Source organism: Micrococcus sp. TA1 (genome assembly GCF_014199555.1).
In the GTDB taxonomy this organism is placed as follows: Bacteria; Actinomycetota; Actinomycetes; order Actinomycetales; family Micrococcaceae; genus Citricoccus.
Window position 1 is genome coordinate 1,019,819 of sequence record NZ_JACHNW010000001.1, and the last position, 16,208, is coordinate 1,036,026.

General features: G+C 70.3%; 10 protein-coding genes, 1 tRNA gene and 1 pseudogene. 6 read left to right on the top strand and 6 right to left on the bottom strand.

The genetic code is table 11. The annotated features are described in order from the left end of the window. Positions 1-116: 116 nt before the first annotated feature. On the top strand, positions 117-377 hold the full coding sequence (locus GGQ69_RS04415; RefSeq protein WP_183525120.1) for a helix-turn-helix domain-containing protein: 261 nt from the start codon (positions 117-119) through the stop codon (positions 375-377). A 200-nt stretch (positions 378-577) separates the two neighbouring features. Here the strand turns inward: GGQ69_RS04415 and GGQ69_RS04420 are convergent, their stop codons facing one another. From GGQ69_RS04420 to orn, 3 genes are all read right to left on the bottom strand, one after another. After that, positions 578-1,756, bottom strand: a complete 1,179-nt coding sequence (locus GGQ69_RS04420) for a site-specific integrase (protein WP_183525123.1) — start codon at positions 1,754-1,756, stop codon at positions 578-580. A 112-nt stretch (positions 1,757-1,868) separates the two neighbouring features. Continuing rightward, positions 1,869-1,944: transfer RNA gene (locus GGQ69_RS04425), tRNA-His, on the bottom strand. A 78-nt stretch (positions 1,945-2,022) separates the two neighbouring features. Then, positions 2,023-2,592, bottom strand: a complete 570-nt coding sequence (gene orn, locus GGQ69_RS04430) for an oligoribonuclease (protein WP_370577163.1) — start codon at positions 2,590-2,592, stop codon at positions 2,023-2,025. A gap of 126 nt (positions 2,593-2,718) precedes the next feature. Here orn and mptB (GGQ69_RS04435) point away from each other — a divergent pair, with 126 nt between their 5' ends. From mptB (GGQ69_RS04435) to GGQ69_RS04455, 5 genes are all read left to right on the top strand, one after another. Beyond that, positions 2,719-4,311: a polyprenol phosphomannose-dependent alpha 1,6 mannosyltransferase MptB gene (gene mptB / locus GGQ69_RS04435; RefSeq protein WP_183525129.1), complete on the top strand. Its 1,593-nt coding sequence runs from the start codon at positions 2,719-2,721 to the stop codon at positions 4,309-4,311. Beyond that, positions 4,203-6,131, top strand: a complete 1,929-nt coding sequence (gene mptB, locus GGQ69_RS04440; RefSeq protein ID WP_183525132.1) for a polyprenol phosphomannose-dependent alpha 1,6 mannosyltransferase MptB — start codon at positions 4,203-4,205, stop codon at positions 6,129-6,131. Before mptB (GGQ69_RS04435) ends, mptB (GGQ69_RS04440) begins: the two co-directional genes overlap by 109 nt. After that, the gene (locus tag GGQ69_RS04445) at positions 6,132-7,559 is read left to right on the top strand and encodes a glycosyltransferase family 87 protein (RefSeq protein ID WP_183525134.1); all 1,428 of its coding nucleotides are present in this window, start codon (positions 6,132-6,134) and stop codon (positions 7,557-7,559) included. Between the two features lie 411 nt (positions 7,560-7,970). Further along, positions 7,971-10,181: a catalase/peroxidase HPI gene (gene katG / locus GGQ69_RS04450; RefSeq protein ID WP_183525137.1), complete on the top strand. Its 2,211-nt coding sequence runs from the start codon at positions 7,971-7,973 to the stop codon at positions 10,179-10,181. A 125-nt stretch (positions 10,182-10,306) separates the two neighbouring features. Beyond that, positions 10,307-12,283, top strand: a complete 1,977-nt coding sequence (locus tag GGQ69_RS04455; RefSeq protein ID WP_183525140.1) for an amino acid transporter — start codon at positions 10,307-10,309, stop codon at positions 12,281-12,283. 21 nt (positions 12,284-12,304) lie between these two features. Here the strand turns inward: GGQ69_RS04455 and GGQ69_RS04460 are convergent. The 3 genes and pseudogenes from GGQ69_RS04460 to GGQ69_RS04470 all read right to left on the bottom strand — a co-directional run bounded on the left by GGQ69_RS04460 (position 12,305) and on the right by GGQ69_RS04470 (position 16,092). Beyond that, a pseudogene (locus GGQ69_RS04460) lies at positions 12,305-12,978 on the bottom strand (response regulator). After that, positions 12,975-14,501, bottom strand: coding sequence for an ATP-binding protein (locus GGQ69_RS04465; RefSeq protein ID WP_183525143.1), 1,527 nt, complete (start codon positions 14,499-14,501; stop codon positions 12,975-12,977). The pseudogene GGQ69_RS04460 and the gene GGQ69_RS04465 overlap by 4 nt, the downstream one beginning before the upstream one ends. A 199-nt stretch (positions 14,502-14,700) precedes the next feature. Continuing rightward, positions 14,701-16,092: a DUF418 domain-containing protein gene (locus GGQ69_RS04470; RefSeq protein ID WP_255459417.1), complete on the bottom strand. Its 1,392-nt coding sequence runs from the start codon at positions 16,090-16,092 to the stop codon at positions 14,701-14,703. Positions 16,093-16,208: the final 116 nt, after the last annotated feature.

Genomic DNA, 16,208 nt, shown 5'->3' on the forward strand with positions numbered 1-16,208 from the left:
GTCAACGCCCGGGGTTTACTCGATCAACTACGTGGACACGCATAGGGGCCACGTGGACACACTCGAACTGTCCAATATGGATAGTCGCCAGGGTTTGCCGGTGCTATTTTTCATATATGAGCAACTACGGCGAGAGACTTCAGGAAGCGACGGGTCGACAAATCAAGGCGGAACGCGCCGCCCTGGGAATGACGCAGGCAGAACTGGCCGAAAAGATCGGCAGGGACAAGCAGACCGTGATGCGCTACGAAGGCGCTAAGCGGGACATCCCCCTTGATGACCTCGCACTCATGGCCTCAGCCTTCGGAATCAGCATTATCGAACTGCTGGGGCGCGCAGAAGAACGCCTCAAGCAGTGCAACAGCACTGATTCCTAACCGCTCGCTAGCGTCCCCCAGATCGCGGACAGTCAAACACCCCATCGTGCCCCCCTTGCGTAATCGGAACTGTCGAACTGCCACCATAACCGCCACTTGGGACGACTTTGTAGACCCGCATGTCAGAGGCGTATTTTATTTGACACAAAAAATGCCCCCGGAATCCGCGCTGGATTCCGGGGGCATAGTGGTGTTGCGGGTCACGCTTCGAGCTGCTTGGGTGGTTCCCAACCGATAGCATCTACTGCGCCGTCCTGCTCGTCTAGCAGTAGGTGGGAGTAGATGGTTGATGTGGTGCTGATGTTCTCGTGGCCGAGCCGGGATTGCACGACCAGTGGGGCCACGCCGTCCATGAGAGCCCATGAGGCGAATGTGTGGCGGGCGTTGTGCGGGGTCAGGTGTTTGGTGATCCCAGCGGCCTCTAGGGCGTCGGGCCATTGCCGGCCCCGGTAGTTGTTCGCGGGGAGCCTGCCGCCTTGCACGCCTCGGAAGAGTAGGCCGTCCGGGTCGCGGCCGTCAGCCAGTGGCCAGAGCAGTTCCAGCACCCAGCCGGGGACGCGGATGACGCGGCGGGATCGCTTGGACTTGGGGACGCCCATGACGGTGCCTTGGCGGGCTTTCTTCCAGGCTCGGAGGATGGACACGGTGCCACGCTGGAAGTCGATGTCTCGCACGCGGACGGCGGTGGCTTCACCCATGCGCGCCCCAGTGGCCAATAGAAAGGCTGTAAAGGGCTTGTAGTGGTCGGGCATGGCCCGGTAGAAGCGGTCCCACTCCTCGCGGGTGAAGATCTCCATCTCCTCGCGCACGTCATCCTTGGGCAGCGGCACACCCTTGGCCGGATTGAACGGGATCAGGTGCTTGCGGACGGCGCTGTCCAGGGTGGAGGACAGTAGGGAATGGTAGTTGTCGATGGTCTTGGCTGAGACGTATTCCAGTGGGGGCAGGTCTTTGGCCTTCATCCCAGCGGCGGCAGCCTTCTCGCGGCGGGCCACACTGCGGGCGGTGGGCTGGACCTTCTGCCAGTTGATCCATTCGATGATGGTTTCTTCGGTGATGGTGTCCAGTGGCAGGGGGCCGAGGCGGGGGAGCCAGGACCGTGCGGCTTCGGCTTCGTATCCGCCCACGGTTCCGTCTGTGGCTTTCACGGCGACGCGCTCTAGGTGCTTGGGGAACCATTCGGCCAGGGTGATGCTCTTGGCGTCTTGGGACGCGCCGAGGACGCGTAGTGCAACCTCGGGGCCTTGGGCCTTGTTCTCGATGATCGCTTTGATGCGTTCTGCGCCTTGGCGGTTGGCGAGGGTGGGGGTGCGGCGTTGCTTTCCGTCGTGCCAGTAGAGCACGGAGAAGGTGCCGTTTCGTTCCTGTATGGATGCCATGGTTGCTCTCTTGGTAGGTATCGGTCGACCGATATGTACGTCTATGTACGTTGGTGTATTACCAAGTACCGTTACCAACCTATAGAACAGGACCGGAATCCCGCGTATTTATTGGGGTGAGTAACGGGGCTTGAACCCGCGACCTTCTGGACCACAACCAGACGCTCTACCAGCTGAGCTATACCCACCATGCCTGGCCGGTGGAACCGACCGGGACAGCGCGTTCCATAATACACGCTTTCCGGGGTGCTGTGCGCACCGGTGGATCAGGACTGGACCGTGTCCAGTCCGGCGGCGATCTTCTGGGCCGTCCTGGAGTCCGGACCCGGGGCCGGGACCATGATGGCGGACCGGTAGTAGCGCAGCTCGTTGATGGAGTCCACGATGTCCCCGAGGGCGCGGTGACCGCCGGTCTTGGCCGGTGCCTGGAAGTAGGCCTTGGGGTACCAGCGGCGGGCGAGTTCCTTGATCGTGGACACGTCCACGATCCGGTAGTGCAGGTGGTCCGTGATCGCCGGCAGGTCGCGCGTGAGGAACAGCTTGTCCTGGCCCACCGAGTTCCCGGCCAGCACCGCCTTGCCCGGGTCCGGGCAGTGCTCGGTGATGTACGCCAGGCACGCCTCGGACGCCTCGGCGAGGGAGACGCCGCCGGGAAGCTGCTCGAGCAGTCCGGAGGAGGTGTGCATGTCCCGCACGAACGGGACCATCTGGTCCAGGGCCTCCTGCGGGGGCCGGATGACGATGTCCACGCCCTCGCCGAGCACGTTGAGCTCGGGGTCGGTCACCAGGACGGCGATCTCCACCAGGGCGTCCGCCACCGGGTCCAGTCCGGTCATCTCACAATCGATCCACACGAGGTTCTCTGCTGTCGCTGCCACGCGTCCCACAGTAGCCCCACGGCCGGTGGTAGTTTGTGGAGGGCCCTGCAGACGGCCCGCCCAGCACGGAAGGACGCCGCCCCGATGAGCGTGCCCAGCACCGGGACGCCCCCGGCCCCGGCCCGATGGACCGGCATCGTGTGGATCCCGGTGCTCATCGGCCTCGTCGGCTCGCTGGCCGTCATGGCCGGTTCGCTGTCCGTCGGCTGGCTCGCCTCCGCCTCGCCGGTGAACCGCTGGGGCTGGCTCATCCCGTGGCGGACCACCGAGTCCGGGGTCATCACCGGGACCGTGGTCATGACCTCCGGCTGCTGGCTGATGTTCTGGGGCTGGCTGCGGCTGGGCAAGGTGCTGCGGCCGTTCGGTCCGGGTGCCCTGCGCATCGTCACCCTGTCCACGGCGCTCTGGACCCTGCCGCTGCTGGCCTGCCTGCCGATCTTCTCCCGGGACATCTTCGCCTACATCGGCCAGGGCCGGCTCATGCTGGCCGGCCGGGACCCCTACGAGGACGGCATCTCCACCCTGTCGAACTGGTTCCAGCTCGGCGCGGACACCACCTGGGCGGAGACGGACACCCCCTACGGGCCGGTGTTCCTGTGGATCGAGCAGTTCGTCATGGCGGTGACCGGCCCCGACGACCCGGACGCCGCGATCTTCCTGTTCCGCCTGGCCGCCGTGGCCGGCGTCGCGCTCATCATGGTCTACGTGCCCCGGCTCGCCCGGCTGCTGGGCACCAACGCCGCCCGGGCGCAGTGGATCACGGTGGCCAACCCGCTGTTCCTGATCAGCTTCGTGGCCTCCGGCCACAACGATGCCCTGATGGTGGGCCTGGCCCTGGCTGGTGTCTGGTACGCGGCCACGGGCCGGGGACTGCTCGGCGTGCTGTTCGTGACCGCCTCCCTCGGCATCAAGCCGATCACCATGGTGCTGCTGCCGTTCATCGGCCTGCTGTGGGCCGGCCGCGGCGCCAGCTGGGCCCGGCGGTTCGGCTACTGGTTCCTGACGGCCGGGATCGCCGGGGCCCTGATGGTGGTGGTCGGCTGGTTCAGCGGCTTCGGCTTCGGCTGGCTGGGCGTGATGCTGGAGACCGGCACCGGTTCCGTGCCGTGGTCGCCCATCGGCATCATGGCCGAGGCCACCCGGGTGGTCCTGGGTTCGCTGGGCATCCCCGACCAGTGGGTCCTGGACGCGTTCAAGACCGGTGGCAGGCTGCTGTCCATCCTGATCGTCGTCTGGCTGATGTTCCGCGGCCGCCACGAGCACCTGATGCAGCGCATGACCTGGGCCTTCACCGCCCTGGTGGTGCTGTCCCCGATCATCCAGCCCTGGTACCTGCTCTGGCTGCTGCCGTTCTTCGCGGTGATCGGCATCCGCAGCGACTGGCAACTGAAGTGGGTCATCTTCACGGTCGCCTTCTTCGTGGCGTTCGGGGCCGCCGACCAGCTCTTCGTCTGGCAGTTCCTGGGGATCGAGGACCAGCTCAAGCACCTGGCCACCCTGCTCTCCTGGGCCTGCATGGTGTGGGTCCTGTTGCTCGACCCGTGGACGAGCTCGGTGATGAAGGAAGAGTGGCACCTGCGCCCGGCCGCGCGCGCCTTCCTGGCCCGGTTGCGGGGCCGCCGGCCGGCCGCGCCGTCACCGCGGGAGACCCGGCGGACGGGATCGACCGCTTCGTGAACGCCGCCGACCACCCCCCGGGCCTCCCCGCGCGCCCGGCGTCGCTGGACCGACTGCGGGGACGGCTCGGGACGCTCCGGGCCACGCGCTGGCTGATCGGCGGGGCCGATGAGGACACCACCCTCTCGCTGCGGCAGGGCCTGATCGGGTCGGTCATGATCATGGTCGGCTCGTGGGGCGTGGGCTGGCTGGCCAGCACGCCCACCTCCCTGTTCGCCCGGACCACGATCCTCAACCCCCTGCGGGTCGAACCGGCCGGGGTGATCGCCTGCGCCGTGCTGCTGGTGCTGGGCTCCCTGCTGCTGGTGCGGGCCTGGCTGCGGCTGGGCCAGCGGCTCGAGGGACGGTGGAACGGGTCCCGGGACGTGGTGGTGCGCGCGACCTGGCTGTGGGCCGCGCCCCTGATGCTGGCCTTCCCGGTGTTCTCGCGCGACGTCTACTCCTACCTCGGCCAGGGCCGGCTGCTGCACGCAGGGCTGAACCCGTACGAGGACTGGATCTCGGAACTGCCCGGCTGGTTCATGCAGGGGGCGGACTCCATCTGGGCGGAGTCGCCCTCGCCCTACGGCCCGCTCTTCCTGCTCGTCGCCCGCGCGGTCTGGTTCCTCACGGGGGGCAGCCCTGAGCCCGCCTTCCTGCTGTTCCGCGGGGTCTCCGTGCTCGGCCTGGGCCTGTGCCTGTGGGCCGTGCCCCGGCTGGCCCGCCGCTTCGGCACCCCGCCCGGCTGGGCCACGTGGGTCTCGATCGCCAATCCGCTGTTCGCGCTCTACATGATCGCCGGCATCCACAACGACGCCCTGATGGTCGGGCTGCTGCTGTGCGGCTTCGTCCTGCTCGGCCCGGACTCCTCACGGGCCCGCACGCTCGGCGGACTGGTCCTGGTCTCGCTGTCCATCGCGATCAAACCGCTCACGCTGATCGCACTGCCCTTCGCCGGACTGCTCCTGCTGCGCGGCACCCACCAGTCGGGGGTGCACCGGACCACGTCGACCGGTGGCGCCGCCGGGCCGGCCGGTTCCTCCGGGACCGGTGGCCCGGAGCCCGACGGCGGCCGGGCCGGGACGCCCGGCTGGGGGGAGCGGGCCCGGGCCTGGGCCGGATGCCTGGCCGTGACCGCGGTGGTGCTGGCCGCCGTCGGGGGCCTGACCGGGCTGTGGTTCGGCTGGGTGCCGGCCATGCTCACCTCCGGGGGCGCGGCGTTCCCCTACGCCCCGTTCGGCCTGCTGGGACTCGGGATCGGCTGGGTGACGGAGTCGGTGACGGGCGTCGACGCGCGGGCCGCGGCCGACGTCGTCTATGCCGCGGGCAAGGTGCTGGCGATGGGGCTGACCGCCTGGCTGGCCCTGACCCGGCGCCCCGTCAACCCCGTGCTGTCCACCGGCCTGGCGCTGTCGGCGGCCGTGCTCCTGGCCCCGATCATCCAGCCCTGGTACCTGCTGTGGGTGCTGCCGATGTTCGCGGTGGTCCACCGCTGGCGGGGCTGGCCGCTCTGGACGCTGTACCTGGTTGTCATGGTGCTGGTGGCGATCGGGGTGGTGGACCAGTTGTCCGTGGCCCAGTGGATCTCCCTGCTCTGGGTGCGGATCATCACCGGGGCCGTGGGCGCGGCCTATATGGTGTTCATCGTCTTCCTGGACCCGAAGACCTCGACCCTGTTCCCGTTCACCGGCCGCCGGCGCATCCGCACGTCGGATCCCGGTCGGCGCGGTGCGATCAGTGCGCCGGTCCACGCCCGGGGCAGGGCCCCGCACAGCGCCCCGAAACCATCCGCCGGGACCCGCCCCACCGGTGCGGCCCCCGAGAATTCCCAGGAGACCTGAGTGAGCCAGACCCGACCCGTGCAGCCCGACCGTGGTGGGGGCCGGACACCGTCCCGCGCCCCCGCGTTCCCGGGCAATCCTGCCGCCCGCGCCGACGGCCCGGACCGGCGCGTGCTGGTGGTGCTGGTCCTCGCCACGCTGCTGGCCGGCGTGGTGGCCCTGCTGTCCAAGCAGTGGTGCCGGATCAACGGGTGGGAGGCCCCCGGGGTGCACATCCACATGTGCTACTCGGACTTCGGGCAGCTGTTCCCGACCCGCGGGCTGGCAGAGGGATACTTCCCGTTCTACACCCCGCTGCCGGAGGAGCAGTGGATGGAGTACCCCGCGCTGCTGGCCGTGGTGGCCGGGGTGACGTCGTGGTTCGTGCCGGCCCAGGGGACCATGCTGGAACGGACCGTCACCTACTTCGACGTCAACGCCGTGGGCGCCCTGCTGTGCTGGCTCGTGGTGGTCATCGCGACGGCCCACACCGCGCGCGGCCGGTCCAAGGACGCCCTGATGGTGGCCGTGGCACCCGGGATCATCCTCACCTCGTTCCTGAACTGGGACCTGTGGGCCGTCATGCTCGCAGCCCTCGGACTGTGGCTGTGGTCCCGGAACCATCCCGTACTGGCGGGCCTGGTGCTCGGGCTGGGAGCGGCGATGAAGCTGTACCCGCTGTTCTTCTTCGGCGCCATCCTGGTCCTGTGCTGGCGGACCGGACGGCTCCGGGTGTTCTTCGCATCGCTCGCGGCCGGCGTGGCGGCCTGGCTGGCGGTCAACGTCCCGTTCATGCTCACCGCCTTCGACCAGTGGAGCCGGTTCTACACCTTCTCCGGGGACCGTGAGGTGTCCTTCTCCTCGCTGTGGCTGGCCTTCACCTGGACCGGCTGGTCGGGGGAGACCTTCTCGCTGATCTCGAACGGGTTGTTCGCGCTGTGCTGCCTGGGCGTCGCCTGGCTCGGGCTGTCGGCACGGACCCGGCCCCGGATGGCCCAGTTGTGCCTGCTGATCGTGGCCGCGTTCCTGCTGCTGGGCAAGGTGTACTCCCCGCAGTTCGTGATGTGGCTGATCCCGCTGGTGGTCCTGGCCCGCCCGGACTGGAAGCAGTTCTGGATCTGGCAGGCGGCGGAGGCCTACCACTGGGGCGGGGTCTGGATGGAGTCTGCCCGGATCACCTCCGACGGCGCGTTCGGCGGCGGGGCCCTGTGGATCCCGCTCTGGTACGGCTCCGGGATCGTGCTGCACATGGCCGCCGTGATCTGGATCAGCGTCTCGGTGATCCGGGACATCCGCCATCCCGGGCGAGACCTGGTCCGGCGGTCCGCACCGGAGGGGTTGCCGCCCGAGCAGGCCCGGGCCTATGACCCCTCCGCGGGGGTGCTGGCCAGGGAACCGGACCGGTTCCTGCTGCCACCCGCGGGCCGCGGACCGGTCCGGGTCACCTGATCCCGTGCGGCTGCGTGCCCACGCATCCCGGGGCGTCGCCGGCGCGGCCGCGACTGCTTGACGGCCCCCCGGGCGGCCACGACAATTCGGGGTGTGGTGGCGCGATCGGATGACCGGTCGCTCCACAGGGGCCCTCGTCGGCCGGCCGGACCGCGGTGAACGGGAGGAACACCGTGTGCGCCTCCCGCGCCGGCATCGCCCCGCTCGTCGACGCCATCCCTTCCCCTGCCCTCTTCCCGCCGTCTCTTCGAGTCCGTGGATGTCGTCCCGTCGACCGAAGGATCCCGGCGCCGGGAGGCGCTCGGGGATCCCGGCCTCTGCATAGACCACTCCGGCGCTCCCCGCGGAGCCGACGCCCCGGATGTCAGGGGGCGGTTCATTCCGGCTCTGCCGGCCCGAAAGGAAGATCCCATGTCCACGACCCCCGACGCGCCCGTTCACGGCAGCGAGAGCGAGAACCCGGTCATCGACGCACCCACCCCCGTGCGGCACCGTCCGCGGACCATCCAGGACTGGTGGCCCGACCACCTGGACCTGGGCGTGCTGCGCAAGCACTCGAGGACGACCGACCCGCTGGGCGGTGACTTCGACTACGCACGCGAGTTCGCGGGCCTCGACGTCGAGGAGCTCAGACGCGACCTGACCGAGCTCATGACCAGCTCCCAGGACTGGTGGCCCGCTGACTTCGGCCACTACGGCGGACTGTTCATCCGGATGAGCTGGCACTCCGCGGGCACCTACCGGATCGCCGACGGCCGCGGCGGCGCCGGCGACGGGGCCCAGCGGTTCGAGCCCCTGAACAGCTGGCCGGACAACGCCAACCTGGACAAGGCGCGGCGCCTGCTCTGGCCCATCAAGCAGAAGTACGGCCGGAAGGTCTCCTGGGCCGACCTGCTGGTCCTGGCCGGGAACGTGGCACTGGAGTCCATGGGCTTCAAGACCTTCGGCTTCGCCTTCGGGCGTCAGGACGTGTGGGAGCCCGAGGAGATGTTCTGGGGGCCGGAGGACACCTGGCTGGGGGACGAGCGGTACGCCGGTGACCGCGAGCTCTCCGGCCCGCTGGCCGCGGTGCAGATGGGACTCATCTACGTCAACCCCGAGGGGCCCAACGGCAACCCGGACCCGGTGGCCGCGGCCCGCGACATCCGCGAGACCTTCGGCCGCATGGCCATGAACGACGAGGAGACCGTCGCGCTGATCGCCGGCGGGCACACCTTCGGCAAGACCCACGGCGCCGGACCGGCCGACCAGGTGGGCCCCGAGCCGGCGGCCTGCCCGGTGTCCGCGCAGGGTCTGGGGTGGATGAGCTCCTATGGCTCGGGCAAGGGCGCCGACGCGATCACCAGCGGTCTGGAGGTCACCTGGACCAGCACACCCACGCAGTGGGGTAACGGCTTCTTCGGCAACCTCTTCGGCCATGAGTGGGAACTGACCACGAGCCCGGCCGGGGCCCACCAGTGGGTGGCCAAGGACGCGCCGGAGACCGTCCCGGACGCCCACGACCCGGACAGGAAGCACCGGCCCACCATGCTGACGACCGACCTCGCACTGCGCAGCGACCCGGTGTACGAGAAGATCTCCCGTCGCTACCACGAGAACCCGGAGGAGTTCGCCGAGGCGTTCGCCAAAGCCTGGTACAAGCTGCTGCACCGGGACATGGGTCCCGTCTCCCGGTACCTGGGTCCCTGGGTCCCCGAGCCGCAGTTGTGGCAGGACCCGGTGCCGGAGGTGGACCACGAACTGATCGGCCACGAGGACGTGGCCCGTCTGAAGGCGGCCGTCCTGGAGTCCGGGCTGACGGTGCCGCAACTGGTCTCCACGGCGTGGGCCTCCGCCGCCAGCTTCCGGAGTACCGACAACCGGGGCGGGGCCAACGGCGCCCGCCTCCGCCTGGAGCCGCAGCGCAACTGGACGGTCAACGAACCGGACCGGCTGACCGAGGTGCTGCGCGTCCTCGAGGGGATCCAGCAGGAGTTCAACGCGTCCCGTTCCGACGGGACGAGGGTCTCGCTGGCCGACCTGATCGTCCTCGGCGGCTGCGCGGCCGTCGAACAGGCGGCCCGCGGTGCCGGTCACGAGGTCCGGGTCCCGTTCCACCCGGGGCGTACCGACGCCACCCAGGAGCAGACCGACGTCGCCTCCTTCGCCGTGCTGGAACCGGAGGCCGACGGCTTCCGCAACTTCCGCACACCCGGGACGGAACTGTCACCCGAGACCCTGCTCGTCGACCGTGCCTACATGCTGAACCTGTCGGCGCCGGAGATGACGGTGCTGGTGGGGGGACTGCGGGTCCTGGGCGCCAACCACGGCCAGTCGCCCCACGGCGTCCTCACCGACCGCCCCGGGACCCTGAGCAACGACTTCTTCGTCAACCTGCTCCGGGCCGGCATGGAGTGGAGGGCGTCGGAGACTGACGAGGAGGTCTTCGAGATCCGGGACCTCGGCGAGGACGAGGTCAGGTGGACCGCCACCGCCGCGGACCTGGTCTTCGGTTCCCACTCCCAGTTGCGCGCCATCTCCGAGGTCTACGCCGCCGACGATGCCCCGGAGAAGTTCGTGCGCGACTTCGCGGAGGCCTGGTCCAAGGTCATGGAGCTCGACCGGTTCGACCTCCGCCGATGACCGGGCGGCCTCCCGGTCCCGGGCCGGTGGTGTAAAGGATCCATCAAGACCCGGGTCCGGGTCCGGTGGCCGGGAGTACTGTCGGCTTCGTCCCAGCGTCCCAGCTGGCACGGAAGGGCGATGTGATGACGACGCTGAGCCGGCCCCCGGAGGAGTTCCGCGGTCCCCGTCCCTCGCCGCACGCGAGGCTGCGGTACTGGCTGCTGCACGACCTGCCGGAGGTACGCGGCGCCCACACCGGGCCCTACGGCAAGGTCAGGGAGAACGAACGACGGCATCCGTGGTGGCAGGTGATGTGCCTGACCGGGGTCGACTACTTCTCCACCCTGGGGTACCAGCCGGCCATCGCCGCCCTGGCGGTCGGCGCCCTGTCTCCGCTGGCCACCCTGGTGCTGGTGCTGGTGACCCTGTTCGGGGCGCTGCCGGTCTACCGCCGGGTGGCCGCCGAGAGTCCGCACGGCTCGGGATCGATCGCGATGCTCGAGGGCCTGTTGCCGCGGTGGCGGGGCAAGCTGTTCGTGCTGGCCCTGCTGGGGTTCGCGGCCACCAGCTTCATCATCACCATGACCCTCTCGGCGGCCGACGCCACGGCACACCTGGTGGAGAACCCCCTGGCCCCGGGGTGGCTCGAGGGTCATGAGGTGGCCATCACCCTGGTGCTGCTCGGCGGGCTCGGAGCGGTGTTCCTGCGAGGCTTCCACGAGGTCATCGGGGTGGCGGTGCTGGTGGTGGCCGTCTACCTGGTCCTGAACGCGGTGCTGATCGTCACCTGCCTGGTGCTGGCGTTCACCCATCCGGTGGTGGTGGGGGACTGGTGGGGTGCCCTGGTGGGTTCGCAGGGCAATCCGGCGCTGGCGGTGGCGGCGGCCGTGCTCGTGTTCCCGAAACTGGCCCTGGGACTGTCCGGGTTCGAGACCGGGGTGGCGGTGATGCCGCAGGTCCGCGGCTCCGCCTCGGACACCGAGGCGCACCCGGTGGGCCGGGTCGCGGGGACGCAGAGGCTGCTGACCACCGCGGCGCTGATCATGAGCGGTTTCCTGCTGACGTCCAGCTTCGCCACCGTGGTGCTCATTCCCGCCGGGGAGTTCGCTCCCGGCGGCGAGGCGAACGGGCGGGCACTGGCCTACCTCGCCCATGAACACCTGGGAGAGGTGTTCGGCACCGTGTACGACCTGAGTACCATAACGATCCTCTGGTTCGCCGGGGCCTCGGCCATGGCCGGGCTGCTGAACCTGGTGCCGCGCTACCTGCCCCGGTACGGAATGGCCCCGCAGTGGGCGCGGGCCTCGAGGCCGCTGGTCCTGGTGCTGACCGCGATCGCGTTCGCCGTCACCGTGGCCTTCGACGCCGACGTCGATGCTCAGGGCGGGGCCTACGCCACGGGGGTGCTGGCGTTGATCACGTCCGCGGCCGTCGCGGTCGCCCTCTCGGCCCGGGCCCGCCGGCAGTGGCGTGCGGCGGCCGGCTTCGGGGTGGTGTCCCTGGTCTTCGTCTACACCATCACGGTCAACATCGTGGAACGCCCCGAGGGCCTGCGCATCGCCACGATCTTCATCCTGGGCATCCTGGTCGTCTCGTTCGCCTCCCGGGCCAGCCGGTCCTTCGAACTGCACGCCCCCCGGGTGCACCTGGACGCCCCTGCGGTCGAGTTCCTGGCCGCCGAGGACGGCGACCAGATCCATCTCATCGCCCACGAGCCGCAGCGGTTGGACGAGGGCGCCTACGCCAAGAAACTCACCGCCGCGCGCGCCGTCTACCACCTGGCCCCTGAGCAGAACGTCCTGTTCCTGGAGGTGGTGGTGGAGGACTCCTCCGAGTTCGAGACCGAACTGACCGTCCACGGGATCACCCGGCACGGCTACCAGGTCCTGGAGGTCCACGGGCCGGCCGTGCCCAACGCGATCGCCGCGGTGCTGCTGCACATCCGGGACGTGACGGGGCTGATGCCCCACGTCTACTTCCGCTGGACCCAGGGCGACCCGCTCGTGAACCTGCTGCGTTTCCTGGTCTTCGGGGCCGGGGAGATCGCCCCGGTGACCCGCGAGGTGCTGCGCCGGGCCGAACCGGACCTCACCCGCCGTCCCTGGGTGCACGTCGGATAGCCGACGCCGTCCCGGTGGCGATCACGGGTCGAACCGGTAGCCGAGGCCTGCCTCGGTGATCAGGTGCCGAGGTGCCGCCGGGTCGGCCTCGAGCTTGCGGCGCAGCTGGCCCAGGTAGACCCGCAGGTACTGGGTCTCCTTGACGTAGGCCGGCCCCCAGACCCGCTCGAGCAGGTCGCGGTGGGACACCAACCGGCCCGGGCTGGCCGTGAGCACCTCCAGGATCCTCCACTCGGTCGGCGTCAGGCGCACCTCGGCCCGTCCCGCACCGCGCGGCGGGCCGAGAAGTCAACGGTGAAATCCGCCGTGTCCACGCGTGGGGTCCCGTCCTCGGCACCGCGGCGGCGCAGGACCGCCCGGAGCCGTGCGAGCAGTTCCTCCAGACCGAAGGGCTTGGTGACGTAGTCATCGGCCCCGGCGTCGAGGGCCGCGACCTTCTGGGCGGAGGCGTGCCGGGCCGAGAGCACCAGGAGGGGGACGGTCGTCATGGTGCGCACCCGGGGGATCAGGTCCTGGCCGTCCAGGTCCGGCAACCCCAGGTCCAGCACGATCACGTCCACCGCTTCCTGGGACAGTGAGGCCAGGGCGCTGCTGGCGGTCGGGGCGGTCACGACGGTGTACCCGTTGGCCTGCAGCGCCAGCTGCAGGGCCCGCAACAGCGGGCGTTCGTCCTCGATGACCAGGACCGTCGTCATCGTCCGGCCTCGTCGTCCCCGCCGTCCGGCCGGTCGAGGTCCGGTGCCCGTTCTGCCTGGGGCAGGCGCAGCACCATCGTCAGCCCGCCTCCGGGGGTCCGCTCGGCGTGCAGGGTCCCGCCCATGGCCTCGGTGAGGCCGCGGGCCACCGCCAGTCCCAGTCCCGTGCCAGCGCCGCCGGCGTCACCGAAGCGCTGGAACGGGATGAACAATTCCTCGAGGTCGCCCGGCAGCGCCACCGAGGGGACAGCTCCGGAGTCGACGACCCGTAGTTCCCCGCACCTCGACCCGTCGTCCTCCGCGGTGTCCCGGGCCGCCACGGTGATCCGGGCACCGGGGGCGTGGCGGACGGCGTTCTCGACCAGGTTCGCGATCACGCGCTCGACCAGGCCCGCATCGGCGACCACCTGCGCCACCGCCTCCATGTCCTGGACCTCGACCGAACCGGTCGGCACCGCCCGCAGGGCCCCTGGCAGCACGTCCCGCCACCGCGCCGGCCCCAGCACCACGGCGACGGCGCCACCGGTGATCCGGGACAGGTCCAGCAGGTTCTCGACCATGCTCGACAGCTGATCGGCGTAGGCCTCGATGGTGTCCAGCAGTTCCCGCTGCTGCCCGGGGCCGAACCGGGCATGTGGCTGGAGCAGGCTGCTCGCCGCCAGCTTGATCCCGGCCAGCGGGGTGCGCAGGTCGTGGCTGACCGCCTGCAGGATCGAGGTGCGCATCCGGTTGTCCTGGGCGAGCGCCCGGTTCTCGTCCAGGCTGACCGCCAGCCGCTGGCGGTCCCGCACCGCGACCAGCTGCGCGGTGAACGCCCGGAGCAGTCCCCGCTGCTCCGAGGACAGCGCCGGGCCCCAAAGGACCAGCACGGTGCCCTCATCCACCGGTTCCACGACTGCCGCCCCCTCCGGTGACTCCGGGGCGTACCCGACTCCCGCGCGTCGTTCCCATGCCCCCTTCACCACCGTGCGGTCCCCACCCGCCGGGCCGTCCCCGGCGGGACGGACGAACAGTGCCACGCCCTCCGCGCCGAGGACCTCCTGGGCCTGGGCCAGCAGACTGGACACCGGGTCCCGGGCGGCCACGACCACCAGAGCCAGCCGGTTGAGCACCGCCGCCTCGGCCCGGGCCCGCCGCGCCTGCGCCAGCCGCCGCTCCGACAGGTGCACCACCGCCGCCACCGCGGCCGAGACCACCACGAAGCACGCCAGGGAGACCACGGTGGTGGCATCGTGGATGAACAGGGACCCCGTGGGCTGGACCATGAAGTAGTTCAGCAGCAAGGTCGCCCACAGCGCCGCCAGCAGCCCCGGGACGATACCCCCGAGCAGGGCCGCCCCTACCGCCCCAGTGAGCTGCAGCAGCGAGGCCGCGGTCAGGTCACTGCCCCACGCCATCACGCACCACTGCACCATCGCCGGGACCAGGACGGCCACCGCGAAACCCGCCACCACCCGGTTGCGGCGGATATCCCTCAGGGCCAGGGCCTGCAGGACAGCACCGTGGCCCGTCTGCGTCGACATGCCCCAGTCATACCATCCCGACCGGCCCCGGCCCCGGCTCCGGCACGAGGCACGGCCGGTGCAGACACGGGGGAGACTGGTGGTCACGACGCCTCCACCCCCCCGTTCCGGCCACTCCGGAGACCTCCGGCCTGGCCGTCGTGGACTCCGCTGCCGCTTCGGTCTCCTGCCCGCAGGGCGGCAGGGGCGCGTGCCGGGTCTAGGGCCCGGGGAGCGGGGGCGTCAGTCGTGAATTGCCGGGCGAAGGGGGCCGTGCGGGGGCGTGGTCGACGTGACCGTCGTCCTGGCGGCCGGCCGGGTCCGTCCCGGAGGGCGGTGGGGTCTCCTGTGTGAGGCCGCCGGACCGTGTGGAGGTGCGGCCACCGGGGTAGGCCCCCGGTGAACCGTCGGTCACCACGGCCCGGGTGCCGATGACGGCGCGGGCGACGACAGCCTCCAGGGGGCCCCGACCGAAGCGGCGGGTCCAGAACCAGGCGACGACGGCAGCGACACCCAGGTGCAGGGCGAACCACAGTTCCGGGTCGTGGTAGTGGACCTCGGGGGCCAGGGCGAGCAGGTGTGCGGTGTACAGGGTCAGGGTCATGGATCCCATGGCCGCCAGCGGGGTCAGCCATCGCCCGGCCCGGGCTCCCAGCAGCAGGCAAAAACCCAGCACCACCATGCCGATCCCCAGGCTGGAGGCGATGGCCAGCGGGGCGTTGCTGTGCCCGGTGACGATGGTCAACCACCACCCGGAGGTGCCCGGCAGTACACCGGTGCTGTAGGCCAGGGCCTCGTCCAGCTCGTCGGGGGACAACCCGTCGCTGTCCAGCAGCGCCTGGTAACCCCCGGCCACGCGCAGCAACAGGGCCGAGAGCAGCTGGGCGCCCAGGGCCACGAGCGCTCCGGTGCCGGCGATGATGGCCTGGGTCCGGGGGCTGCGCAGGTTCAACCGGCCCAGGGCCAGGCCGGTGAGGATGTAGGCCAGGTACGGCACCGCGGGGTACACACCCGTGAGCAGCAGCTCGGAGGCGGTCCCCAGCGGTTCGGTGAACACGGTCACCAGGGTGTGGTTGTAGTCCGAGGACTCCGGCAGCACCGGTTCCAGCTTCTGCATCAGCACGGGGCCGGTGAGGGCGAAGACCGCCGCCGCCCCGAACAGGGTCCGAGCCGAGAGGTGCAGGAAGGGGAGGGCCAGCAGGAAGAACACCGCGTAGTAGACCAGGATCCCGTAGGCCGGCGGGTCCCAGGGCAGGATGGCCGCCACCACCAGGCCGATGAGCCCGACCAGCCCGGCCCGCACCGCCAACCCGGCCCGGTTCGCGTGCATCCGACGGCCCCGGTGCGGGGTGGCCCCGCCGGTGGACAGGGCCAGTCCGACCCCTGCCAGCAGTGCGAACAGCGCGGCCGAGTTGCCGTTGACGAGGGAGAACACCAGGGTCGGCTCGTGGGTGACCTCATCGGTTTCGGGCAGGATGTGGGCGGCCATCAACCCGATCAGCGCCAGACCGCGGGCGGCGTCCACCCCGACCAGCCGTTTCCTGGGCTTGATCTTCGTGGTCGCACGGGGATCCGCGACCACTTCTCGTGAGACGTCGTGTGCACTCATCATGGTTCCTCGTCTTAGCCGGTCGGGGGGGTCTGACATGGCTCGAAGCATTACTGGCCTGGTGTCCAGAACACCCGGCGTGGGTTGTTCTGAGGTGTGCCGCGGCTGTGACCACGCTG